Annotated in this window: 22 protein-coding genes; 9 read left to right on the forward strand and 13 right to left on the reverse strand. The window is 74.0% G+C overall.

What is annotated here, in order from left to right; all coding sequences use genetic code 11:
- Positions 1-19: 19 nt before the first annotated feature.
- Positions 20-937 carry an NADP-dependent oxidoreductase gene (locus ACGFZK_RS13845; protein WP_393849342.1) on the reverse strand — a complete coding sequence of 306 codons (918 nt, stop codon included), beginning with the start codon at positions 935-937 and terminating at the stop codon, positions 20-22.
- A gap of 161 nt (positions 938-1,098) precedes the next feature.
- Positions 1,099-2,175, reverse strand: coding sequence for an RNA ligase (ATP) (locus tag ACGFZK_RS13850; protein ID WP_393849077.1), 1,077 nt, complete (start codon positions 2,173-2,175; stop codon positions 1,099-1,101).
- 150 nt (positions 2,176-2,325) lie between these two features.
- On the opposite strand from ACGFZK_RS13850, the gene ACGFZK_RS13855 reads away from it, so the two are divergent.
- Entirely contained in the window at positions 2,326-3,069 is a 744-nt protein-coding gene (locus tag ACGFZK_RS13855) for an SDR family NAD(P)-dependent oxidoreductase (protein WP_393849078.1), read from the forward strand.
- 37 nt (positions 3,070-3,106) lie between these two features.
- On the opposite strand, the gene ACGFZK_RS13860 is transcribed toward ACGFZK_RS13855, so the two are convergent.
- Both ACGFZK_RS13860 and ACGFZK_RS13865 read right to left on the reverse strand, forming a co-directional pair.
- On the reverse strand, positions 3,107-3,823 hold the full coding sequence (locus tag ACGFZK_RS13860; RefSeq protein ID WP_393849079.1) for a peptidoglycan-binding protein: 717 nt from the start codon (positions 3,821-3,823) through the stop codon (positions 3,107-3,109).
- Positions 3,824-4,088: 265 nt separating this feature from the next.
- The gene (locus ACGFZK_RS13865) at positions 4,089-5,222 is read right to left on the reverse strand and encodes an MFS transporter (RefSeq protein WP_393849080.1); all 1,134 of its coding nucleotides are present in this window, start codon (positions 5,220-5,222) and stop codon (positions 4,089-4,091) included.
- Between the two features lie 333 nt (positions 5,223-5,555).
- Here ACGFZK_RS13865 and ACGFZK_RS13870 point away from each other — a divergent pair, with 333 nt between their 5' ends.
- Both ACGFZK_RS13870 and ACGFZK_RS13875 read left to right on the forward strand, forming a co-directional pair.
- On the forward strand, positions 5,556-5,969 hold the full coding sequence (locus tag ACGFZK_RS13870; protein ID WP_393849081.1) for a hypothetical protein: 414 nt from the start codon (positions 5,556-5,558) through the stop codon (positions 5,967-5,969).
- Positions 5,970-6,034: 65 nt separating this feature from the next.
- Positions 6,035-6,877, forward strand: coding sequence for a MerR family transcriptional regulator (locus ACGFZK_RS13875; protein ID WP_393849343.1), 843 nt, complete (start codon positions 6,035-6,037; stop codon positions 6,875-6,877).
- Positions 6,878-6,886: 9 nt separating this feature from the next.
- Here the strand turns inward: ACGFZK_RS13875 and ACGFZK_RS13880 are convergent, their stop codons facing one another.
- Positions 6,887-7,183, reverse strand: a complete 297-nt coding sequence (locus ACGFZK_RS13880) for a hypothetical protein (RefSeq protein WP_393849082.1) — start codon at positions 7,181-7,183, stop codon at positions 6,887-6,889.
- A gap of 93 nt (positions 7,184-7,276) precedes the next feature.
- Between ACGFZK_RS13880 and ACGFZK_RS13885 the strand changes: the two genes are divergently transcribed.
- The gene (locus ACGFZK_RS13885; RefSeq protein WP_393849083.1) at positions 7,277-7,759 is read left to right on the forward strand and encodes a hypothetical protein; all 483 of its coding nucleotides are present in this window, start codon (positions 7,277-7,279) and stop codon (positions 7,757-7,759) included.
- Here ACGFZK_RS13885 and ACGFZK_RS13890 read toward each other — a convergent pair.
- A complete protein-coding gene (locus ACGFZK_RS13890; RefSeq protein ID WP_393849344.1) occupies positions 7,746-8,216 on the reverse strand; it encodes a GNAT family N-acetyltransferase in 471 nt (156 codons plus the stop codon). The two genes, ACGFZK_RS13885 and ACGFZK_RS13890, sit on opposite strands and share 14 nt — an antisense overlap.
- A 70-nt stretch (positions 8,217-8,286) precedes the next feature.
- Positions 8,287-9,249: a helix-turn-helix transcriptional regulator gene (locus tag ACGFZK_RS13895; protein WP_393849084.1), complete on the reverse strand. Its 963-nt coding sequence runs from the start codon at positions 9,247-9,249 to the stop codon at positions 8,287-8,289.
- A 101-nt stretch (positions 9,250-9,350) separates the two neighbouring features.
- Between ACGFZK_RS13895 and ACGFZK_RS13900 the strand changes: the two genes are divergently transcribed.
- Positions 9,351-9,764, forward strand: a complete 414-nt coding sequence (locus ACGFZK_RS13900; protein ID WP_393849085.1) for a DUF3224 domain-containing protein — start codon at positions 9,351-9,353, stop codon at positions 9,762-9,764.
- 58 nt (positions 9,765-9,822) lie between these two features.
- Here ACGFZK_RS13900 and ACGFZK_RS13905 read toward each other — a convergent pair whose 3' ends face one another.
- Positions 9,823-12,555 (reverse strand): DNRLRE domain-containing protein, encoded by a 2,733-nt coding sequence (locus ACGFZK_RS13905; RefSeq protein ID WP_393849086.1) that lies wholly within the window; start codon positions 12,553-12,555, stop codon positions 9,823-9,825.
- 183 nt (positions 12,556-12,738) lie between these two features.
- The gene (locus ACGFZK_RS13910; protein WP_393849087.1) at positions 12,739-13,323 is read right to left on the reverse strand and encodes a helix-turn-helix domain-containing protein; all 585 of its coding nucleotides are present in this window, start codon (positions 13,321-13,323) and stop codon (positions 12,739-12,741) included.
- A 77-nt stretch (positions 13,324-13,400) separates the two neighbouring features.
- Between ACGFZK_RS13910 and ACGFZK_RS13915 the strand changes: the two genes are divergently transcribed.
- Complete coding sequence (locus ACGFZK_RS13915) at positions 13,401-14,840, forward strand: MFS transporter (RefSeq protein WP_393849088.1); 1,440 nt, start codon at positions 13,401-13,403, stop codon at positions 14,838-14,840.
- On the opposite strand, the gene ACGFZK_RS13920 is transcribed toward ACGFZK_RS13915, so the two are convergent.
- Positions 14,837-16,759 carry a glycoside hydrolase family 5 protein gene (locus ACGFZK_RS13920; RefSeq protein WP_393849089.1) on the reverse strand — a complete coding sequence of 641 codons (1,923 nt, stop codon included), beginning with the start codon at positions 16,757-16,759 and terminating at the stop codon, positions 14,837-14,839. The genes ACGFZK_RS13915 and ACGFZK_RS13920 overlap by 4 nt on opposite strands.
- Positions 16,760-17,009: 250 nt before the next feature.
- Between ACGFZK_RS13920 and ACGFZK_RS13925 the strand changes: the two genes are divergently transcribed.
- From ACGFZK_RS13925 to ACGFZK_RS13935, 3 genes are all read left to right on the forward strand, one after another.
- A complete protein-coding gene (locus ACGFZK_RS13925; RefSeq protein WP_393849090.1) occupies positions 17,010-17,318 on the forward strand; it encodes a hypothetical protein in 309 nt (102 codons plus the stop codon).
- Positions 17,319-17,432: 114 nt separating this feature from the next.
- On the forward strand, positions 17,433-17,894 hold the full coding sequence (locus ACGFZK_RS13930) for a Crp/Fnr family transcriptional regulator (protein ID WP_393849091.1): 462 nt from the start codon (positions 17,433-17,435) through the stop codon (positions 17,892-17,894).
- A gap of 318 nt (positions 17,895-18,212) precedes the next feature.
- On the forward strand, positions 18,213-18,656 hold the full coding sequence (locus tag ACGFZK_RS13935; protein ID WP_393849092.1) for a subtilase-type protease inhibitor: 444 nt from the start codon (positions 18,213-18,215) through the stop codon (positions 18,654-18,656).
- 49 nt (positions 18,657-18,705) lie between these two features.
- Here the strand turns inward: ACGFZK_RS13935 and ACGFZK_RS13940 are convergent, their stop codons facing one another.
- From ACGFZK_RS13940 to ACGFZK_RS13950, 3 genes are all read right to left on the reverse strand, one after another.
- Positions 18,706-19,155, reverse strand: a complete 450-nt coding sequence (locus ACGFZK_RS13940) for a sel1 repeat family protein (RefSeq protein ID WP_393849093.1) — start codon at positions 19,153-19,155, stop codon at positions 18,706-18,708.
- A 78-nt stretch (positions 19,156-19,233) separates the two neighbouring features.
- Positions 19,234-20,076, reverse strand: a complete 843-nt coding sequence (locus tag ACGFZK_RS13945; protein WP_393849094.1) for a GNAT family N-acetyltransferase — start codon at positions 20,074-20,076, stop codon at positions 19,234-19,236.
- Positions 20,073-21,011, reverse strand: coding sequence for an ATP-grasp domain-containing protein (locus ACGFZK_RS13950; protein WP_393849095.1), 939 nt, complete (start codon positions 21,009-21,011; stop codon positions 20,073-20,075). Before ACGFZK_RS13950 ends, ACGFZK_RS13945 begins: the two co-directional genes overlap by 4 nt.
- Positions 21,012-21,018: the final 7 nt, after the last annotated feature.

Raw genomic sequence — 21,018 nt, forward strand, 5'->3', positions numbered from 1 at the left:
GGATCAGCGGGATCCGGGATCAGACCTCGATGATGATCTTCCCGGCCGTGTGCCCGCCCTGACTCAGCTCGAAGGCGGCCGCCAGCTCCCCCAGCGGGAAGGTCGTGGCGACCGGAACCTTCAGCTGTCCGCTGTCGGCGAGCCGGCCCAGCTCGGCCAGATCGCTGCCGACCGGGCGGACCCACATCCACTCACCGCCCGCGCCCAGCACACTGGGATCGGCGATGGAGGCGTGCCGGCCGTCGTCGTGGAGCACCGCCCGGGTGACGGCGCCGACCCCTCCGACGAAGTCCGCGACGACCGTGGGGCCGTCCGGTACGAGGGCGCGCACGCGCTCGGCGAGCCCGTCCCCGTACTCGATGGGCTCGGCGCCGAGTTCGCGCACCCGGTCGTGGTTGCGCGGGGAGGCGGTACCGATGACACGGGCGCCCAGTGCGCGGGCGATCTGCACGCCGAAGGAGCCGACGCCGCCCGCCGCGCCGTGGATGAGGACGGTGTCGTCCTTGCCGGTTCCGAGCCGCGTGAGCAGCTGGTAGGCGGTGAGCCCGGCGAGCGGGAGTCCGGCGGCCTCGGCCCAGTCGAGCGAGGTGGGCTTGTGCGCGAGGGCGCGTACAGGCACGGTGACGAACTCGGCGAAGGTCCCGCCGTGGACGTAGTCCTTGCGGGCGTAGGCGATGACCTCGTCGCCCTCCGCGTATTCGGGGGTGTCGATGCCGACCCGCTCGACGGTGCCGGCGACGTCCCAGCCGGGGACCACCGGGTAGACGACGTCCATCAAGGGGTCGAGCCCGCCCGACATGATCTTCCAGTCGACGGGGTTGACGGAGGCGCACCTGACCCTGACGAGCACCTCGCCGGGCCCGACCTTGGGCATCGGCAGCCGGGTCTCGGCGAGCACCTCCGTCCCTCCGTACGTCTCGTACGCCATCGCCCGCATGGTTTCCTGGCTGCTCCGGCCCGACTGGGACATGTACCCGACCTCTCCGTGTACTGGTGGAACCCGCCCCCGGGCCATCCCACCATGCACGAAGCGCCCGCCCCACGAGGCGGGGCGGGCGCGGCGCGGCGTTGCACCGCACGGTGTGCCGAGAGGGGCGGTCACTCGTACTCGGTGCCCCCCTTGCGGGTCAGGTACGCCGGGCTGACCGCCTTGGCGATGGCTCGGCCGCCCACGACCGGGCTGTACCGCTCCGCCGACGGCCGGATGACGACGCCCTCGCGCAGGTGCACGGCCTTCCCGGAGACCGTCTCGCGGCCGCTCGCCAGCTCGAGCACCGTGTCGAGGTCGTACGGTCCCTCGTACAGCCTTGGCACCAGCGGAAGCTCACCGTCCGTCAGGACGGCGGTCGGGTCCAGCCAGCGCACCTGTCCGTCGATCTCGGCGGACACGTCGAAGACGGCGTATCCGGGTGGCGTGTCGGCGGTGCGTACGTCGGTGCCGTACGAGAGGTCCTGGACCCCCGCGCCGTACACCTCGCCGAAGATCCCGATCCGGGTCGCGCCGAGACGGCCGGCCAGGGCCGCCGCGACGGCCGGTACGTCGTGGCCGCGGACGGCCCGCCAGTACAGGTTGCGCTCGTCCTCCTTGAGCGCCAGCCCCTTCGAGCCGAACCCCTTGGAGGAGACGAAGGACCGCTCGCCGTCCGCCACGTACGTGAACAGGCAGGCGGTGCCGTGCAGTTTCTCGGTGAGGACGACCGGCTCGCCGGGCTCGAAGATGTGCGGGTAGCGCTGGAGGTTCTCGATGTCGACCCACGGCATCAGGTCGGCGGCGGCCTCGACGTCGCCGTTCATGGTCGTGGGTATGGGCGGGGCCCATTTGGTGATGCCCAGCAGCTCCGCGAAGTCCGCTCCCTCCTTGGCGGCCTGCGCCAGGTCGACGTCGGCGAGCGCGCGCGGCCGGCAGACCAGGCCCTGCGAGAGCTCACCGCGCAGCCGGACCGCCTTGACGCGGTCGGCGGAGCCGCCGGCGAGCCGGCCGGTGAGGCCCAGCTCCTCGATCAGATCCGCGGGCAGGACGGCCTGTTCGGGGATGTAGAGCGCGAACTCGCCGGTGCGGTAGGCGCCCTTGGCGATCACCGCGCGGTACAGGCCCACCTGGGCCAGTTCCAGTGCGTCGGCGTTCGGGTGCTCGTGGACGGTCAGCTCTTCGGCGGTGACGCGCAGGGTCGACATGGTGCGGCTCCGGCATTCCTCGGGGACGGGACGACACGCGGTGGTGCGGCGCGTCGGTGACGACCACTCTGCTTGCGGCCATTTCCGCTGGTCCAGCGATTATCACGGTGTTAGCCTGCCGCCCCGCGCCCGCGCCACCCAGGAGGCCCCATGTCACCTCGTCCCGTCACCGTGGTCACCGGCGGCAGCAGGGGCATCGGGGCGGCGACGTGCCTGCGGCTGGCCGCCGACGGGCATGACCTGGCGCTGGGTTACACCCGCGACGCGGTGGCGGCCGAGGCCGTCGCCACGGGCGTGCGGTCCTTCGGGGTCCGCTGTGTGACCGTGCGCGGTGACATCTCCGAGGAGTGCGCCGTCGAGCGGCTCTTCGACATCGCCGGCGCCGAACTCGGCAGGGTGACCGGGCTGGTCAACAACGCCGGGGTGACCGGCCCGCTGGGCCGGCTCGCCGATGCCCGGACGGAGGATCTGCGGAGGGTCGTGGAGGTGAACCTCCTCGGGTACCTTCTGTGCTGCCGCCGGGCCGCGCGGGACATGGCGGAGGGCGGCGGCGGGGCGATCGTGAACGTCTCCTCCGCGGCCGCCACCCTCGGCAGCCCCGGGGACTACGTGCACTACGCGGCGACCAAGGCGGCCACGGACGCGCTCACGGTGGGGCTGGCCAAGGAGCTCGGCCCGGACGGGATCCGGGTCAACGCCGTGGCGCCGGGCATCATCGAGACCGACATGCACGCGGCGATGGGCGATCCCGGCCGGCCGGCCCGGGCCGCGGCCGGGATCCCGCTCGGGCGGCCGGGCCGGCCGGAGGAGATCGCCGGGGCGATCTCCTGGCTGCTCTCCGCGGACGCCTCGTACACGACGGGCACCGTGCTGCGCGTCTCCGGCGGCCGCTGATCCCACGGGGACGGCTGCGGCGGGCAGCGGCGGCCGGTCAGCGCATCGCCGCCTGGGTGGCCGGGCCGTAGACGCCGTTGGGGTCACCCTTGATGGAGCGGTCGCGCTGCAGCTGGCTGACGCCGCGCTTGGTCGGGTGGTCGAAGACCCCGGTGACGGAGACGTACGTGAACCCCTGGCCGTAGAGCAGCTCCTGCAGGGCGCGTACCTCGGGGCCGCTGTCCCCCATCCGCAGCGTGCCGGAGGAGCCGGACCGGCCCGGGGCCGAGGCGGTCGGCGCCGACGGCGGTTCCGGGCTCCGGTCGGTGGCCGAGGGCGACGGCGACGGTGACGGCGCGACGGGCCGCACCGACGCGGTCGGCCCGGATACCCCGGCATCGTCGGCGGAGTCCGGGCTGCGCGCCGGGAGCACCGGAACGGACAGCTCTGCGGGCGCCCCGGCCCGGGGCACAAGCGGGTCGGGGCCGCTCAGCAGGAGCACCAGGCCGCCCACCGCGGCGAGCGCCAGCAGGGTGATCACGGCGAACGGAAGGCGGCTGCGGCCGACCGCCGGGGCGGGGCCGGAAACGGGAGCGGGAGCGGCAGGCGCAACGCCGGGCGCCGGGCCGTGCGCCGGGCCGGGGAAGGCGAGCGGGCCGGCCTGCGGCCAGGCGGGCGCCGTCGAACGGGGCGGTCGGCCCGAGGGGGCGACGTACGGGCGTACGAGCGGCTGGCCGTCGGGGACGGTCCCGCTCTCATCAGGGTCCTGGGGCATGGTGGTCTCCCGGCTGGGACGGGGGCCGGCGCGGAGCCTGACCGGACCGGGTGCGGTACCGGCCCCCACCCGGTCCGGTCAGGCTCCGCGCCGCCGGGCGGCGGGAGCCGGGGCCGCGCCGGCGGCGCCTGGCGTGGACATGGGCATCTGGCGTGTCTCCGAAGGGCGGCTGGGGCAGTGGTCCTTGATCGGCGCACTCTCGCCCTCCGGCGGGGGCCTGGTCAAGCCGGATGTCCGATCCGCACCCGTCCATCCGATCTGTCGGTCAGGCGAGGGTGCCGTCCGGTGTGCGGCGGATCGCCGTGGCCCAGACGGTGCCCGCGGCCGCGAGCATCAGGGCGGCTCCGCCGAGCGGGGCGGCGGGTGCGGAGATGCCGTCGACCGCGAGGCCGCCGCACAGTGCGCCCGCCGCGATGGCGAAGTTGAACATGGCCACCATCAGCGAGGACGCGGCCTCGGTCGCATCCGGGGCCGCCTTGATCATCCAGCTCTGCAGGCTCACCGAGACCCCTCCGTACGCGAGTCCCCAGCCCAGCAGCAGGGTGGTCCCGGCGACCGGTCCCGGCAGGACGGCGATCAGCGCGAGGAGCACGGTGAGGGCCGAGCTGACCACGAGCAGGGTCCGGTAGGCGTCGCGCGCCCCCGCCAGGAAGTTGCCCGCGACGCCCGCCACGCCGTAGCCGAGCAGCAGGGTGCTGATGTAGTCGGCGTCGATGCCGGAGACGTCCTGCAGGATCGGCCGTACGAAGGTGTAGGCGGCGAACTGCCCGGTCACCACGAGGAAGGTGACGATGACGCCGGCCCGCACGGCGCGGTTCTCGCGGAGCAGGGCGGGGAGCTCGGGAAAGGTGATGTGCCGGGTCGGCGGCAGCGCGGGCAGCAGCAGGAGCAGGGCGGTCAGCGTGAGGAGGCCGAGGGCGCCGACCGCCGCGAAGGCGATGCGCCAGCCGCCGAGTTCGCCGAGCAGGGTTCCGGCGGGGACGCCGAGCACGGAGGCGGTGGGGACACCGCCGAAGACGAGCGCGGTGGCCCGGCCGACGTGCCGCTCGGGCACGAGGCGGACGGCGAGCCCGCCGGCGATGGCCCAGAATCCGCCGACGCTGACGCCGACGAGCAGCCGGGCGGCCAGTACGACGGAGAAGTTCGGGGCGACGGCGGCGGCGAGGTTGGCCGCGATCATCAGGGCGATGAGCACGCACAGCACGAGCCGCCGGTCGAGCCGCCCGGCGCCGACGGTGACCAGCGGCGCGCAGAAGCCGGCGACCAGCCCGGGGGCGGTGACCATCAGGCCGGCGGTCCCGTCGGACACGCCGAGGTCGGCGCCGACGGGGGTGAGCAGCCCGACGGGCAGCAGCTCGGAGGTGATCAGGCAGAAGATGCCGAGCGAGACGGCGCACACGGCCGCCCAGCCCTTCCATGGGGCGGCGCCGCTCCCCGGTGGGGATCCGGTACCCGGCCGGGCTATAGAGGTCGAGGGCGGCGCGGAATCGTTGCCGGGCGCGGCAGCTGAGGTCATGGATCGGTTCTCCGTACGGGCGATCGGCGGGCAGGACACCACGGCACGGAGAGCCGGGGGTCGCGCCTCCCCCTTCATCCGTACTGCCGTTCCAATTTCCCACACGCCCCGGGCATTCCCGCCCGGGGCCTGCTGCAGGGGTCGCGTGAGCGCCGGTGTCACCCGCACGCGTGAGAGCGGAGCCGGGGCGGCCCGGCCGTACGGCAAGGTGGTCGCATGCAGTTACGCCGGGCCGTGCCCCTTTCCCTCGTCGTGCTCCTCGCGAGCACCGGCTGTGTCTCCGTCGGTCCGCAGGATGCGGCTCCGGCTGCCGTACGGGGTTCCGTACCGCCCGCCGGAGCGCCCGGGACTCCGACGCCCCTGGCCTTGCCGCTGGGGGCGCTGCCCCGGGCCGCCTCCCCCGCCCCGGAGTCGGCGCGGGAGCCGGTCCCGGAGCCGGAGCCGTCGCGCGGGCGGGCCCCCGCGAAGGCGGCGCCGCCGCCGCGGCGCAAGCGGCTGCCGGGGCCCGCCACGGCCCACCCGCGCCGGCGGCCGGCCCCGCCTCCCCGCATGGACCGGATCTGCGCGGCAGCAGAAGGCGCGGTACCGCCGTCCATCGTCGACCTGTGCCTGCGGCAGTACGGCCGCTGACCGCGTCCGCACCCGATGCGAGGCTTGACCCTCCCCCTGTGTCAGACCTTGTAGTGGAGAGCGTCATGTTCACCATCGGAGACTTCGCCAAGCACGGCCGGGTATCGGTCCGCATGCTGCGTCACTACGACGCCCTCGGACTGCTGCGCCCGGCGCGTGTCGACCCCTTCACCGGCTACCGCTCCTACGAGGCCGGGCAGCTCGCCCGCCTCAACCGTGTCATCGCGCTCAAGGAACTCGGCTTCAGCCTCGACCAGGTGGGGTCGATCCTCGACGAGCGGGTGGGCGCGGAGGAGCTGCGCGGCATGCTGCGCCTGCGGCAGGCCGAGCTGGAGACCGCCCTGGCCGCCGCGGCGGCCCGGCTGGTCCAGGTCGAGGCGAGGCTGCGCACCATCGAGAACGAGGGAACCATGCCTGCCGACGACATCGTCGTGAAGAGCCTCCCGCCCGTCCGGCTCGCCGAGCTGACCGGGACGGCCGGGAGTTACGAACCCCGGGACATCGGTCCGGTCATCGGCCCGCTCTACGACGAGCTGTGCCGCCGCATCGAGGGGGCCGGGGTCGTCCCGACCGGTCCCGGCACCGCCTACTACGAGGACGCGCCCGGCACGGAGCCCGCGGGGGCCGTCCTCGTCCACGCCGGACTGCCGGTGGCGGCCTCGGTCCGCGCCGAGGACCTCGGGGGCGAGGTACGGATCGTCACGCTGCCCGCGGTGGAGCGGGCCGCGACGGTGGTGCACCGGGGCTCGATGGACGGTGTCCTGCCGACGGCGCAGGCTCTGGCGCGGTGGATCGACGCGCACGGGCACCGCTCGGCCGGGTACGCGCGCGAGCTGACCCTGGCCTGCCCGCAGGACCCGGAGCAGTGGGTCACCGAACTCCAGGAGCCGCTGGCCGGCACCTCCTGACCCGGATCCTCAGGGTCGTCGTCCGCAGGCGCGGGCACAGCGCCGGGCCGTGTCCCGCCGGGCCGTGCGCAGCCTGCGCACGGTGCTGTGACCGCGCCGCTTCCACTCGCCCCGCGGCAGCACCGCCCGCTGGCCGCCGCCCGCGATCAGGGCGTTGACCGGGGTCATCGGGTCGGCGGCCATCGCCTTGGCGAACAGCACGCCGACCACCAGCGGGACCAGGGCCACGGCCAGGGCCGAGCCGGCGGTGGTCATGTGCTGCATGCGCGGGCGGGCGCTCGCGGTGCCCGGGGCGTGTGAGGTCATGCCCCCATTCGACCAGCGCAGCGGCGCCGGGGAATCGGGGTGGATACTCAGGCCGTTGGGCGTGAGGTACTCAGACGTGACGGATGGTGGGTGATGGTGGTACCCGGGCAGGGCTTCGAGCCCGCGACCGGCGACGGCCCGGCCGCTCCGCCCGCCGGGCGCCGGGCGGAGCTGCGCACCGCGTACGAGGGGCTGCTGCAGATCCGCCGCCTGGTCAACGGCCCGGCGGGCGCGGCGGTTCCCGCGCCGTGGGAGGTACGGCAGCTGCCGCGCGCGGTGGCCCTCGTACTGGAGGCGGCGGGGATCGAGCCGTCGGCGCTGGACGCGCGGGGGCTGCGTACGCGGACGGGCTACCGCGTGGCGGCCGCGGCGGAGCCCGGGCGGGTGGAGGTGACCTGGGTCGGCCCGGCGGGCGGCGGCGCGGGCGGTGAGGAGCAGGAGCGGCTGACGGACTGCGCGGCCGTCCTGGAACGGCTGGGCTGGGTGTGCCTGCTCTACCGGGGCCCGCGCCGGCGCCGCTTCCTGGAGGTGGAGCCCCCGGGCGGCCCGGGCGGGCGCCCGCTCAGCTCAGGGTGAGCAGGACGACGTCCACCTCCCGGCCGCGGGCCTGGGCGAAGTCACGGGTGCGTCCGGTGACGGTGAACCCGCACTTCTCCAGCACCCGGATCGAGCCCGCGTTGTCGGCCACCGCCCCGGCGTGCAGGGGGCGGGTGTCCTCCAGCCGGATCAGCTCGGCGAGCGCCCGGGTGGCGATGCCCCGGCCCCAGTGCTCCGGGCCGATCACGTAGGTCACCTCGCGCTCCTCGGGCGGCCCGAAGACGGCGGCGTGACCGACCACGGCCCCGTCGGCCAGCACCGTACGCAGGATCACGGTGGGGTCGTTGCGCACCTTGGCCCAGTGCGTGTCGAAGTGGCCCCGGTCGTAGTGGTACTTCCTGGTGATCGCCGCCATCTGCTGGAGGCCCGGGTGCCTCAGCTGCTCCCAGAACACGGCCAGGTCGTCGTCGCACGTCCCCCGCAGCTCGATCCGCATGTGCGTTCGCCCTCTCCCCTGCTGTCCGATCATGACGGCCCACCTTACGAGGGGCGCCCGGCGGCCCCCGTCAGGCGTAGCGTGCGGCGAGCGCGGTCACCGTCTCGGCGAGGGCGCGGCGCAGTTCGGGCGGGCCGAGCACCTCGGCCTCGGTGCCCAGCCGGAGCAGGTCGCCGACGGCGACGGCCTGGGACTCGACGCCCAGGCGCAGCCGGACCCAGCCGTCCGCGTCGGGCGGGGCGGCGTCGGCGAGCGCCCGGGTGCCTGCCGCCCCGAACTGCATCGGCAGCAGCTGCTGACCGCGCGGGGACAGCCGTAGTTCGGCGGTCTGCTGGTGGAGCACGGCGTCCAGGCGGCGGGTGGACTCCTGCCAGTAGGCGGCGAGTTCGAATCCGGCGGGCCGTTCGAAGCGCTCCGGCGCGGTGTCCACCGCCAGGAACCGGGAGACGCGGTAGGTCCGTACGGCGTCCTCGACATCGGCGACGAGGTACCAGATGCCGCCCTTGAGGACGAGGCCGAGGGGATGCAGCTCGCGCCGGACCTCGCCGCGCCAGCGGCGGTAGTGGGTGCGCAGGACGTGCCGGTCCCAGACGGCCTGGGCGATCTGCGCGAGGTGGGGGACGGGATCGGCCTCCCGGAACCAGGCGGGCGCGTCGAGGTGGAAGCGGTCCTGGATCCTGCGGGCCCGTTCGGCGAGGGCCGCCGGGAGCGCGGCCTGGAGTTTCAGCTGGGCGGCGGCCAGATCGGCGCCGAGGCCGAGCTCCTGCGCGGGGCCGGGGGCACCGGCGAGGAAGAGGGAGCCGGCCTGGGTGTCGGTGAGGCCGGTGAGGCGCGTGCGGTAGCCCTCGGCCAGCCGGTATCCGCCGGCCGGGCCGCGGTCGGCCAGGACGGGGACGCCGGAGGCACCGAGGGCTTCGATGTCGCGGTGGATCGTGCGTACGGACACCTCCAGCTCGGTGGCGAGCTGCGGCGCGGTCATCCGGCCGCGGTTCTGCAGGAGCAGGAGCAGGGAGAGGAGGCGGTCGGCACGCATGACGTCATTGTCGCCGGTACCTGACAGAAGATGTCAGGTACGGCTGCCAGCCTGGAGGCACGCCGGGCGGAGAGCCCGTCCGGCCGGCCGGGAGGACCGTCATGCCCACGCCCGTTGAGACCGTTGGCCGCTTCACCTTCGCCAACTGGGAGGAGAGCCCCGTCGGCGCGGTGGACGCCGTCCCGCGGCTCGCCCACGCCCATGTCAACAATGCCTTCACCGGTGGGATCGAGGCTCCTGCGACCGCCTGCGACTACACGATCGCCTACACCGGGGAGAACCTCGGCTCCTACAGCGGCATGGAACTGGTCGCCGGCAGCGTCGACGGCCGCAAGGGCTGCTTCGTGCTGGAGGAGCGGGGAAGCTTCGACGCCGGCGGCACGGTCTGCCGTTTCGAGGTGGTCCCGGGCTCCGGCACCGGTGACCTCGCGGGGCTGACGGGTTCCGGCGGCTTCACCTACCGCCACGGCGACACCTCCGTCGCGTACACCTTCAGCTACGACCTGGGCCTCTGACCCAGGAGGGGGCGCGGGCCGTTGCGGCCCGCGCCCCCTGTATACGGGGCCCGTCAGGTCACATCGCGCCGAAGGTGAGCGTCAGCTGCGGTGTCCCCTCGTTCGCCTGTGCCTCGGAGGACCACAGCCACAGGGCGTCCGTACCGGTGCTGCTCAGCGCCAGGCCGTAGCTGCCGCCGAGGGCCGCCGCGACGTTCGCGGTGGCCAGCCCGGTGGTGTGCACGGCCGAGCCGTCCGGGATCCCGGCGAAGCCGCCGAGCGCCGGTCCGCCCAGCGCGGGGCGGTTGTTGTACGTCGTCCCGCCCTCGCTCCACGATCCGGTGACCGGGACGACCGAGACGGTGTCCGCGGTACCGGCGCCGCTCATCGTGCTCGTCTTCACGCTGAGCGCGGCCGACTTCAGCACCGTGCCCGCGGGCGCGGCGGGCAGGTCGAAGCGCAGGTAGCTCGCGTAGAAGGAGGTGCCGCGCACCGCGAGCGATCCCGAGGTCCCGTAGTGGGTGGAAGGCGCCCCCGCGTTGGCGTAGGTGTCCTCCGCGGCGGTCACCCGGACCACCGAGTCCGCCGGGGCGGTGGCGAGGGCGTAGTGGTTCTGCACCTGCGAGGCGCTGAGCACCGTCGGGTAGACGGCGGTCTCGTCGAGCTGTCCCGTCCAGTAGTCGCCGGCCGGACGGTTCGGCCAGGAGGTGAGGTTGTCGCCGCCGGTGCGCCAGTAGCCGGTGTAGTTCTCGTGCGTGGTGACGTTCAGGGTGCCCTTCTGGGCGCCGTCCACGTAGAGGGTCATCCCGCCCGGTCCCTGGGTGGCGACGACGTGGTGCCACTGGTTGTCGTTGTACGCGGCCGGGGTCGTGATGGTGCGGGTGGCTCCGGTGTAGACGCCGTAGACGAGCCGGCCGTCATTGGTCATGTAGACGTGCTTGTCGTACTGGTGGCTTGTGCCGGCCTGGCTGTTGCCGAAACCGACGAGCTTGCCGCCCCGGGTGGTGTTCGTCCTGAACCAGGTCTCGACGGTGTAGGTGCTGCCCACCGTCTGCCGCTTGTCCCCGTACACATGGGTGTACGAGCCGTTGAACCCGATGGCCGTGCTCGCACCGGAGACCGCGCCGGGCGTCTGGCGCAGGGCGGGGGCGTTGTTGTGCACGCCGCTCTGGTTGCCGCCGGCCGAGGAGTCGGCGACGAAGGGCAGGGCCGATTCGTCGTAGCGCCAGAACAGCTCGGCCCCGTCGGTGCGGACCCGGTTCGGGTAGGCCTCCGCCGTGGTCGGCACGGTCACGCTCGCCGTCGCGGACAGGGCGCTGGTGTTGCCGGCCGCGTCGGTGGCCGTCACCCGGTAGGTGTACGTCTGGTTCGCCGCGGCGGTGGTGTCGGTCCAGGAGGCCTGCGGTCGCCTGAAGAACAGCGAGTCGGCGGTGACCGTGCCGATCGGCGTGGCCGCGCCGTTGCGGTAGATCCGGTAGGTCAGCGCGCTGTCGTCGAGGTCGAGGCTGGTGCGCCAGCGCACCTGGACCTCGCCGGGTTTGAAGCTGACCGCACTCGTCACGGGCACGGTGGGCGCGCCGGTGTCCCCGGTGGAGGCGAAGCGCGTCAGGCTCTGCTGCGCCGCGCCGTTGACGGTGGTGAACTCGCCGCCGACCCACAGGTACTGGACGCCGCCCTTGGAACCGACGGTCATCACGCGCGGCCCGATGCCCTCACCGATGCCGTCGTTGGTGTCGGGGGCCCAGCCGAGCTTGCCGGTGCCGCTGGTGGGCTGGGCGAGGAGGTGGTGGCGCTGGCCGTCGGGGAACTCGCCGACGCCGGAGCAGTCGTGCGCGTGCGAGGCGCTGTAGAGCACGTCCCGGTACGGCAGCACGGCCTGGGTGGCACCGAGGCAGGTGTCGCGCCAGCGCTGGCCGAAGGTCCCCGGGTCGAGCGCGATCCGGCCGTCGAAGACGCCACCGCCGGTGCCCTCGTTGGCGGTGTAGACGCCGTTCGCGTCGGCCGCGAGGTCCTTGACCACGGAGTTGGTCTCGATGAAGCCGGCGTAGGACTTGGTGAGTGCACCGCTCGTCGCGTCGACGACGGCCAGTGCGTGCGTGTTCGTGCCGTTGACGGTGAAGAAGTCGCCGCCGAGGACCACGTTGCTGCCGTCCGGGGAGACTTCGACGGCGCGGCCGGGCTCGTCGGCGTTGGCGGTGAAGGGCCTCAGCGCCCCGTCGGCCGCGCCGACGGCGGCGAACCGCTGGCGCGGCTGGCCCGCGACGGTCAGGAAGTCGCCGCCCGCGTAGACGGTGTCGCCGGTGACGGCGAGGGCGCGGACGGTGGCCGCGAAGGCCGGGCGGAAGCCCTGCTTCACCGTGCAGGTCGCCACGTCGACGGCGGCGAGGCTGGAGACGGCGGTGCCGTTGACCGCGCCGAAGTAGCCGCCGACGTACAGGGTCGCCTTGTCCGGTGAGACGGCGAGCGCGCGGACGGTGGCGGTGCCGGAGGCGACGGTGAAGGACAGTTTGCAGGAGGTCGGGGCGCCGGTAGCGGCGTCGAGCACCGCGAAGTTCACGGCCGGCTGCTCGCTTCCGGAGCCTCCGGCGGGCGGGCGCACGGCGGAGAAGGTGCCGCCGGCGAAGACCTGACCGCCCGCCTCGGCGAGGGCCCAGACGACGCCGTTGGGCTGCCAGGTGGACAGCGGGTCGGCGGTGAACGCGACGGGCGGGGTGATCGCCGCCGCCTGTGGGACGAGGCCGAGGCCCGCGCCCGCGGCGGTTCCGGCCAGAGACAGGGCGAGAGCGGCCGCCGCCCCTCGGGATCTGCGCATGAATCCCCCAGTTCGGTGTGCGGTCCGGCCGTAGGGTGCGGCCGGACGAGCCATGGCCGAAAGCCGCCGAACAGCAGTCCACAGCCATGCCTACGGGCGCACCCTAGAGCGATGCAGGGCTTGATTCATCCCACTTGGCATATCTGATGCAATTCGCTCCGGACCCGCGCGCGTGCCCCGCCGTCACGTGCTGGGCTTCGCGCGGACGTGCATGCGCTCCCCCTGCCGCCCGAAGAGGCTGAGGATCTCCACGGGCCGCCCGTCCGCGCTGGTGAACCAGTGGGGCAGCCGGGTGTCGAACTCGGCGGCCTCGCCGGGGCCGAGGACCAGGTCGTGCTCGGCGAGGACGAGACGCAGCCGGCCCTCGAGCACGTACAGCCACTCGTAGCCCTCGTGCGTCCGCGGAACCGGCTCGCCGCCCCGGTCGGGGATCAGCATCTTGAACGCCTGGAGGGGACCGGGGCCCCTGGTCAGCGGGACGGCCGTGCCGCCGTTCGGCAGGGTGCGGGGAGTCAGCCGTACCCGGGGATCGCCCACTTCGGGAGCGCCCACGAGGTCGTCAAGGGGCACCTGGTACGCGGCCGCGAGCGGCAGCAGCAGTTCCAGGCTGGGGCGGCGCTGCCCGGACTCCAGCCGGGACAGGGTGCTCTTCGAGATGCCGGTCGTCTCGGAGAGCGCGGCCAGGGTGAGGCCGCGGCGGGCGCGCAGCTGCCGGAGCCGGGGAGCGACCTCGTCGAGGACCGCCTGGTGGGGCGATGGCTTGTCCATGGGGCCATTCCACTCGGCCGTCCCGGAAACGGCAACAAGGTTTGCCGATCGGCCCGCACCGCGTCCACCCTCCCGGCATGACCCCGCACAGTGATTCCGCAACCGCGCCCGCAGCCGCGCACGGGCCCGCCGTCCGGTGGGCCCTCACCGGCCTTTCGCTCTCCGTACTGCTGTCCTCGCTGGGCACCGGCATCGCCCATGTCGGCCTGCCGACCCTGGCGCAGGTGTTCTCCGCCTCCTTCCAGGAGGTCCAGTGGATCGTCCTCGCCTACCTCCTCGCCCTCACGACCCTGGTCGTCGGCGCCGGACGGCTCGGTGACGTGGTCGGCCGCCGGCGGCTGCTCCTGGCGGGGATCTCCCTGTTCACCGCGGCCTCGGTGCTGTGCGCCGCCGCGCCCACGCTCTGGCTGCTGATCGGCGCCCGGGCGGCGCAGGGCCTGGGAGCCGCCGTGATGATGGCGCTCACCATGGCGTTCGTCGGTGAGACGGTCCCGAAGGAGCGGACGGGCAGCGCGATGGGGCTGCTCGGCACGATGTCGGCCGTGGGGACCGCTCTCGGTCCCTCGCTGGGCGGGGCCCTGCTCGCCGGGTTCGGCTGGCGGGCGCTCTTCCTCGTCAACGTTCCGCTGGGCATCCTGGCGTTCCTGCTCGCCCACCGTCATCTGCCGGCCGACCGGCAGGGGTCCGGGGCCGACCGGGCCCGCTTCGACCACGCGGGGACGCTGCTGCTCGCGCTGACGCTCGCGGCCTACGCCCTCGCCATGACCCTCGGCGGCGGCCGTTTCGGTGCCCTCAACACGGCGCTGCTGCTGGCCGCCACCTGCGGGGCCGCCCTCTTCGTGCGCGCCGAGGCGAGAGCGGCGTCGCCGTTGGTCCAGCGGGCGCTCTTCCGCGATTCGGTGATCGGCGGCGGCCTCGCCTCGAGCGCGCTCGTCTCGACGGTGATGATGGCGACGCTGGTGGTCGGGCCGTTCTACCTCTCCCGGGCGCTCGGGCTGGGCGAGGCTGCGGTCGGGCTCGTCCTGTCCGTCGGGCCGCTGGTCGCCGCGGTGACCGGGGTGCCGGCCGGCCGTCTCACCGACCGGTTCGGCGCGCAGCGCACGACCCTCCTCGGGCTCGCCGCGATGGCGGGCGGCGCCGTCACCCTGGCGGTGACGCCGGCGTCGATCGGGGTCCTCGGGTACCTCGCCCCCCTCGCGGTCGTGACGGCCGGCTACGCGGTGTTCCAGACCGGCAACAACACCGCCGTCATGGCGGACGTCGCCCCGGACCGGCGGGGCGCCGTTTCCGGGATGCTGGGCCTCTCGCGCAATCTCGGACTCGTCACCGGTGCGTCCGTCATGGGCGCCGTGTTCGCGCACGCGTCGGCGGCGGCCGACCTCGCCGCGGCGCCCCCGGCGGCCGTGGCCACCGGGATGCGGTTCACCTTCCTGGTCGCGGCGGTCCTGGTCCTGGTCGCGCTCGCCGTCACCGCCGCCTCCGCAGCCGCCGCGGTTCGCCGCGGTTCGCCGGACTAGCGTCCGTCCGGTCCCGGCAGGGGACGGCACAGCAGTGCGGCCGGAGAGGGGCGGGTGGCGGCGCGGGTGGTGAAGGCGATGCCCGCCGCGTACTCGGTGGGCAGGCACTGGCCCTTGTAGTGCCCGTAGGCGAAGTCCCCGCCGGGGCCGCCGGGCGGGCGGTTGTCACCGCGGTCGAACCACAGGGTCCGGCCGCCCCCTGGAAGGGCCGTACGGGCCGGGGCGCACAGGGCCGCCGAGACCCGCTCGCCGCGCAGGCTGTAGCCGATCAGGAACTGGCCGGTCGGGCACTGGAACTTCGTGTATCCGGTGGCCCAGTCGCCGCCCGCCGGGACGTACGTCTCGTCGCGGACCACGGTGTGCCCGCCGGCCGGGGCGCGCAGGTCGGAGGTGGTGCACAGGCCCCGGCCGCCGGTGTGGCCGAGCCCGGTGAGGCGGGCGCCGTCGGGGCAGACCGCCTTGCGGGCCCCGTTGTCCCAGTCACCGGCGGCGCGGGTGCGCAGCGAGGCGTTGTGATCGCGGTGGTCCGTGGTCAGCTGGTACCAGGCGGTGGTCGCGGGGACCGGCCCGGTGCGGCCGGGGGTGGTGGCGAGCGGGGACCAGCGGGCGGTGCGCCAGTCACCCGGGTCGAGGACGCCGGAGCGGCGGCCGGTCGCGTCGTAGCGGAGGAGGGCCCAGGTGTCGCCGCCCGGGGCGCCCTGGGCGTCGGTGCTCCAGCCGACGAGGGGCCAGTACGCGAAGTCGGCGTCGGAGCGCGTCAGGTAGCCGGTGAGGCGGTCGAACCAGGCGCGCGGGGCGGCGACGCTCTCGTCGGCCCCGATGCCGAACTCGCTGATCCACACGGGGGCGGTGAAGTGCGTGCCGGTCTCCGCGGACACGAAGAAGGCCTGGTCGTAGAGGGTCTGTTGCAGTTGGGCCGCGGTCATGTCCTGGTAGCGGAGATCGCTGGTCTCCCCCATGCCGGTCGCGCCACTGTGCCGGGGGCCGGTGTACCCGTAGAAGTGGGCGGAGTAGACCAGCTTGTTCGAGGTGACCAGGGTGTGGGAGAGGGTGCGTACGGGGGTCAGGGTGGGGCGGCCGTGCGGGAAGCCGTCCACGGGCAGCCCGGTCCAGTTGATGCCCTCGACGACGATCAGCAGCCGGGGGTTGGCCTCGGTGAGGATGCGGTCGGCGGCCTCCTGGGCGGCCGCGTGCCAGTCGTGGTTGTCGCCGAGGCCCCAGTTGGGGTCGTCGAGGACGTCGCGGCGGACCTCGTTGTAGAGGTCGGCGCCGACCACGCGCGGATTGTCCCGGTAGCGGCGGGCGAGGAAGACCCAGTCGTCGGCCCACCGGGTGGTGGAGCGGCCGCTGTTCCAGCGTTCGTTGCCGTCGAGGCCGCAGCACCAACGGGTGCTGACGGTGTGGTTGTTGAGGATGACGGCGAAGCCCGCGTCGGTGAGGGCGGCGACCACGGCGTCGTAGACCTGGAGGGGTGTGCGGCCGCGCAGGGCCGGATTGGCGGCGACGGCCGGGTCCGGGACGGGGGTGGTGTCGCGCAGCATCTCGTTGGAGAAGGGCAGCCGGATGCTGTTGAGCCCGAGGGCACGGAAGTCGGCGAGCAGGGTGGGCAGGGGCACCCGGTCCAGGCCGATCGGGATGCCGTGGGCGTTCTGCCCGCTGTGGTGCGTGGCGGGATCTCCCCGGTCGCCCGAGCCGTTCCAGGAACCCTGGGCACCGTCCCAGTTTCCGGAGCGCAGGCGGAAGCGGTTGCCCTGCGCGTCGACGATGTACCGGCCGCGGGTGGACAGGGGCGGGGTCCAGGCCTCACCGCCGGCCGTGGGCGCCGGGACGGCGTGTGCGGCGGGCTGCGCGGACGGCGCCGTCAGGGCACCGGCTCCCAGCAGGAGGGCGCAGAGGACCGCACGTAAGAGGCTCTTCATCTCGCTCCTGCCAGGGGTCCGGCCGTCCGGGCGGGCGGCTGCCGCGGGGCAGGTTACCGGCGGGTCGCCACCGGCGGAAGTCGAACGCACGGACGTTTCCGGGCGCCGGACGGCGCCACCCGGCACGGGCCGGATCCGGCCGGAGGGAGCCGATCACGCGCTGTCACCCTGCGGAAACCGCCCCGCGTGGCGCCGAGCCCCTCTACCGTGCCCTGAGGCGATGGCGGCACGGCACCGGAGGGCGGGGCGGATGGACGAGCAAGAAGACATGCGGCTGGCGGGATTGACGCCGGAGATCTCCCGCCGCACCCTCACCCTGCTGCGCGGCCTCGCGGGCCTCGAACCGCCCGAGCAGGTCCCCGAGGAGGCCATGGTCGTCGCCGACGCGGTCCTGGCCGAGCACGGCACCGACGGGCTCCGGGTACTGGTGATGACGCTGGCGGCCTGGGCGACGGCCCAGATCGAGAACGTCGCCGAGCTGAGCGGACGCAGTCACGAGGCGGTCCTGGACGCGATGGAGCTGGCCTGCCTGGAAGCGAACGCCGAGGACACCCCGTAGGGGGTGTCTCACAGCGGGCGCGGAAGAAACCGTGGCCCGTCCGGCCGCGATATGGCGGGCGTCGGCGACACTGGGGAGAGCAGGAGCGTTGTGGGGGGCCGATCGGAGGCCGTCGTGAGCACACCTTCCACCATCCGGATCGCCGCCGTCCTGTCCACCGAGCACCGTGGACGGCTGATGTCCCAGGCCCGTGAGGTCAATTTCCCGGAGAACGCGCGCATCTTCGACGAGGGCACGCGCGCGGACTCCTTCTGGATCGTGCGTTCCGGCACGGTGACCCTGGAGATCCCCGTGGCGGGCCGTCGGCCCGCGCCCGTGGAGAATCTCGGCCCCGGGGAGCTGGTGGGCTGGTCGTGGCTCTTCCCCCCGTTCGTGTGGCAGCTCAGCGCGGAGGCGATGACGCCGGTACGGGCGTACGAGTTCGACGCCGCGACCGTGCGGATGCTGATGGACGCCGACCCCACCTTCGGCTCGGCGGTCGGGCACTGGGTCGGGCGCGTCCTCGCTCTGCGCCTCCAGCAGACCCGCACCCGCCTGCTGGAGATGTACGCCCCCCGCCTGACCAGTCCCGCCTAGGAGCCGTCCGGACGCCTGCTGGTCCCGTACGCCGAAGGCCGCCCCCGGGGGCCGCCCGGCCGCAGCGGCGGCGCTGACGTGCCCCCGTACCGGCAGATCACAGCCCGGGGCGCGGCGTGTTTCGGGGGGGTCTCCCGGTCGGTGTTCGGCCGATTCGGCCGCCCGCTCCCGCACAGGTCAGCTCGCGCACGCCGCTGCGGTCTGCAGTCATTCGTACACGATCGGTGACGGGAAATGGGGGTACGAACGGGCGTTCACGCTCCGGCTCGGCAAGACTCTGTCCGCTATCCGAAACACCAACCCAAGGGAGTGTTCGCAATGCGGTCCATCGCAAAGGGTCTCGGGCTCGGTTCCGCCGCCATGGCGCTCACCGCGCTCACCGCACTGGCCTGGCCGGGCACGGCCGGCGCCGCACCGACCGGCACGGCGAGCCTGTACGCGCCGTCCGCGCTGGTGCTCAGTGTGACGGCCGGGCCCGATGCCGACGCGGGCACGGTGTTGCGCGCGGTCACGCTCGTCTGCTCGCCGACGCCGGGCGGGACGCACCCGAACCCGGCCGCCGCGTGCCGCGAGTTACGCACGCACGGCTCGCAGCTCGACCCGCTCGCGGCACCGGCCGCCGGCGCCGTCTGTACCAGGGAGTGGAATCCGATGACGGTGACGGCCGTCGGGGTGTGGCAGGGCCGTCGGCTCAGCTACTCGTACACCTTCGCCAACCCGTGCGGCCTGCGGAACACCACCGGCTCGCTGTTCGGCATCTGACCCCGCGTGAAGCGGTGGGCCGGGCGGCGCCGTGCGACCGCCGTCCGGCTCACAGGGGGTTGCCGCCGTCCATGTTGAGCGCGTGTCCGGGCCGGAAGAACCGCTTGGCGAAGAAGTGCCCGCGCTCCGCCGCCATCCGGAACCACGGCTCGGAAGCCGCCAGGCCGTCCCGCTGCTCGACGAGCCGTCCCATCTCCCACATCGCCTCCACGTCCCCCAGTTCGACCGCCGCGCGCAGCAGCCGTTCGGCCTCGGTGAAGTCGTCCAGCAGTTTCTGCCGCATCGCGAGGGCCCGCATCGCGTGGGTGTTCCCGGCGGCCGCCGCGGTCTCGGCGTGTTCCAGCGAGGCGAACCTGCGGCGGCCGCGCCGCCATCGGAGCAGGAGGAAGAGGATGCCGACGCCCCAGACCACCCAGCCCGCGGTGGTGAGGCCGTCACTGTCGTTGATCAGGCCCAGGATGCTGAGCACGGCGGCGACGAGCAGCAGCAAGTACGACATGGCGTTCCCCCCGGAACAGCGTGGCGACGTTCGGGCCACGCGCAGTCTAGAGCCGACCCACCCCAACCACCCTGTGTTTCAGCCCAGTTCGAGGCTGGTCACCCCGAACAGCTCGTTCAGGGCGAGCTCCGGGGCCGAGCCCGTGTACATCCGGGCGGTCTCGAACGTCGGCGCCAGCCCGAGGTCCTCGAACAGTGCGGCGGCCGACGGGTTGGCGTCCGGTACGTCCACGGACACCAGGCCGTCGGGTGCGTGCCGGGCCAGCCTCCGCAGCAGGGCCTCCGCCACTGCCGGGGTGGCCGCGTAGAGAGGGCCGATGCGGTGGGCGGCACTGGACGGGCGGATCACACCGAGGCCCTCGATGCGGCCGTCCCGGACGGCGGCCAGCGCCGTCCGGCCGGGCAGCCCGGTCCAGGCGGACAGGAAGGCGTCGCGTGATGCGGGAAAGAACCGCCGGTCGTAGGCGGCGAGCAGGCCGAAGGGCAGGGTGCCCGCGTCCACGATCTCGACCCCGGCGCCGTCCTCCCCTTGCGGGGCGCCTTCGTAGCGGAAGTTGTTCCAGGCCCAACGGAAACCGGATTTCCGGTAGTTGCCCTGCTGGTCGACGACTCCGTCCAGACCGACGAGCCGCCCGTCGAGCCGTTCCATCCCCGCGTGCCACAGCCGGATGCCGTACCCCTGGCCGCGGACGGCCGGCCGGGCGATGTAGAAGCCGATGAAGCCGAAACCGGCGCCGTAGCGCACGGCGGAGATGCAGGCCACCGGATCGCCGTCCAGCCGCCCGACGAGGAAGCCCTCCGGGTCGGCAACCGCGAAGGCGAACCGGTCCGAGTCCCCCGGGTTCCAGCCCTCCTCGTCGGCCCAGTCACGGATCAGCTGCATGTCGGCGGCGCTCGCACCGGTGATCTCGAATCCCGTCATGCCGGTGTTGTACCAGATGGGGACGGCGTGCGCAGGGGGGCCTGATCGGCCGTCAAGAGGCCGATGAACGCGGCCTGATCGGCCTCCCGGTGGAGGTCGCTGACCTGTCCGTCGCCGACTTCGACGACCCGCCAGACCCCGTCCGCGCGCAGGGCGAGGTCGGTGGTCACGAAGGGGCAGCCCAGCGCCTCGACGGCCGCCCGGACCGGTTCGAGGTCCGGTGCCGGAACCTCGGCGACCGGGCTGTCGGGGTGAGCGGTGACCAGGCGGGGCGCACCGTCCCGCCACCACACCCGTACCTCCGCGGCCGCCGCCCGCTGCGCGACGAAGTGCTCGAAGGCCCTCAGCACCACCCCGCCCGCCAGGAACCCGCCCTGCAGTGCGACGAAACGGGCGACGACGCGGTGCAGGGCGGCCGCGTCGGCGAGGTCGGGCACGTAGCAAGCCTCGTCCCATTCGTGCTTGCGGGACTTCACGTAGTCCTTGACGATGGCGGCTCCCGGCGGCAGGCCCGCCGCGAGGGCCGCGAGAACCTCCGGGTCCGGGACCACGCCCGGCGCCGTCGGCAGCCAGCCGCTGACCGGGGTCAGGCCCGCGAAGGTCTCGTACCAGCCGGGGAGTTCGTGCGCCCGGCGGTACGCGTCCGGAGTGACGGCGAGGGCGCCGCCACGCCGGCGCAGGGCCGCGTCCAGTTCGGCGTACCGGTCCACGGGGATCATCCACCCCCGGTACCAGACGGCTCCGGCCCCGCCGGGCACCCGCGCCACCGCCCGTTCGGTGTCCCCGGCCAGCAGCGCGTCGTGGTCGAGGAGCACGACCGTGCCCTCGGCGGCGCGCAACTGCCGGGCCTCCGCCGCGAAGTGGGCGTCGGCCCGGCGCTCGTTCAGCGGGTCGGAGCAGTAGAGGACGGTGGTGGTCGCCGCGGTCGTGGACATCCGCCCA

Source organism: Streptomyces sp. NPDC048257 (genome assembly GCF_043201855.1).
In the GTDB taxonomy this organism is placed as follows: Bacteria; Actinomycetota; Actinomycetes; order Streptomycetales; family Streptomycetaceae; genus Streptomyces.

Bases quoted from the DNA above. Each gene is read 5' to 3' on its own strand.
- ACGFZK_RS13845 (WP_393849342.1), bottom strand. From the start codon at position 937: ATGCGGGCGATGGCGTACGAGACGTACGGAGGGACGGAGGTGCTCGCC.
- ACGFZK_RS13850 (WP_393849077.1), bottom strand. From the start codon at position 2,175: ATGTCGACCCTGCGCGTCACCGCCGAAGAGCTGACCGTCCACGAGCAC.
- ACGFZK_RS13855 (WP_393849078.1), top strand. From the start codon at position 2,326: ATGTCACCTCGTCCCGTCACCGTGGTCACCGGCGGCAGCAGGGGCATC.
- ACGFZK_RS13860 (WP_393849079.1), bottom strand. From the start codon at position 3,823: ATGCCCCAGGACCCTGATGAGAGCGGGACCGTCCCCGACGGCCAGCCG.
- ACGFZK_RS13870 (WP_393849081.1), top strand. From the start codon at position 5,556: ATGCAGTTACGCCGGGCCGTGCCCCTTTCCCTCGTCGTGCTCCTCGCG.
- ACGFZK_RS13875 (WP_393849343.1), top strand. From the start codon at position 6,035: ATGTTCACCATCGGAGACTTCGCCAAGCACGGCCGGGTATCGGTCCGC.
- ACGFZK_RS13880 (WP_393849082.1), bottom strand. From the start codon at position 7,183: ATGACCTCACACGCCCCGGGCACCGCGAGCGCCCGCCCGCGCATGCAG.
- ACGFZK_RS13885 (WP_393849083.1), top strand. From the start codon at position 7,277: ATGGTGGTACCCGGGCAGGGCTTCGAGCCCGCGACCGGCGACGGCCCG.
- ACGFZK_RS13890 (WP_393849344.1), bottom strand. From the start codon at position 8,216: ATGCGGATCGAGCTGCGGGGGACGTGCGACGACGACCTGGCCGTGTTC.
- ACGFZK_RS13895 (WP_393849084.1), bottom strand. From the start codon at position 9,249: ATGCGTGCCGACCGCCTCCTCTCCCTGCTCCTGCTCCTGCAGAACCGC.
- ACGFZK_RS13900 (WP_393849085.1), top strand. From the start codon at position 9,351: ATGCCCACGCCCGTTGAGACCGTTGGCCGCTTCACCTTCGCCAACTGG.
- ACGFZK_RS13905 (WP_393849086.1), bottom strand. From the start codon at position 12,555: ATGCGCAGATCCCGAGGGGCGGCGGCCGCTCTCGCCCTGTCTCTGGCC.
- ACGFZK_RS13910 (WP_393849087.1), bottom strand. From the start codon at position 13,323: ATGGACAAGCCATCGCCCCACCAGGCGGTCCTCGACGAGGTCGCTCCC.
- ACGFZK_RS13915 (WP_393849088.1), top strand. From the start codon at position 13,401: ATGACCCCGCACAGTGATTCCGCAACCGCGCCCGCAGCCGCGCACGGG.
- ACGFZK_RS13920 (WP_393849089.1), bottom strand. From the start codon at position 16,759: ATGAAGAGCCTCTTACGTGCGGTCCTCTGCGCCCTCCTGCTGGGAGCC.
- ACGFZK_RS13925 (WP_393849090.1), top strand. From the start codon at position 17,010: ATGGACGAGCAAGAAGACATGCGGCTGGCGGGATTGACGCCGGAGATC.
- ACGFZK_RS13935 (WP_393849092.1), top strand. From the start codon at position 18,213: ATGCGGTCCATCGCAAAGGGTCTCGGGCTCGGTTCCGCCGCCATGGCG.
- ACGFZK_RS13940 (WP_393849093.1), bottom strand. From the start codon at position 19,155: ATGTCGTACTTGCTGCTGCTCGTCGCCGCCGTGCTCAGCATCCTGGGC.
- ACGFZK_RS13945 (WP_393849094.1), bottom strand. From the start codon at position 20,076: ATGACGGGATTCGAGATCACCGGTGCGAGCGCCGCCGACATGCAGCTG.
- ACGFZK_RS13950 (WP_393849095.1), bottom strand. From the start codon at position 21,011: ATGTCCACGACCGCGGCGACCACCACCGTCCTCTACTGCTCCGACCCG.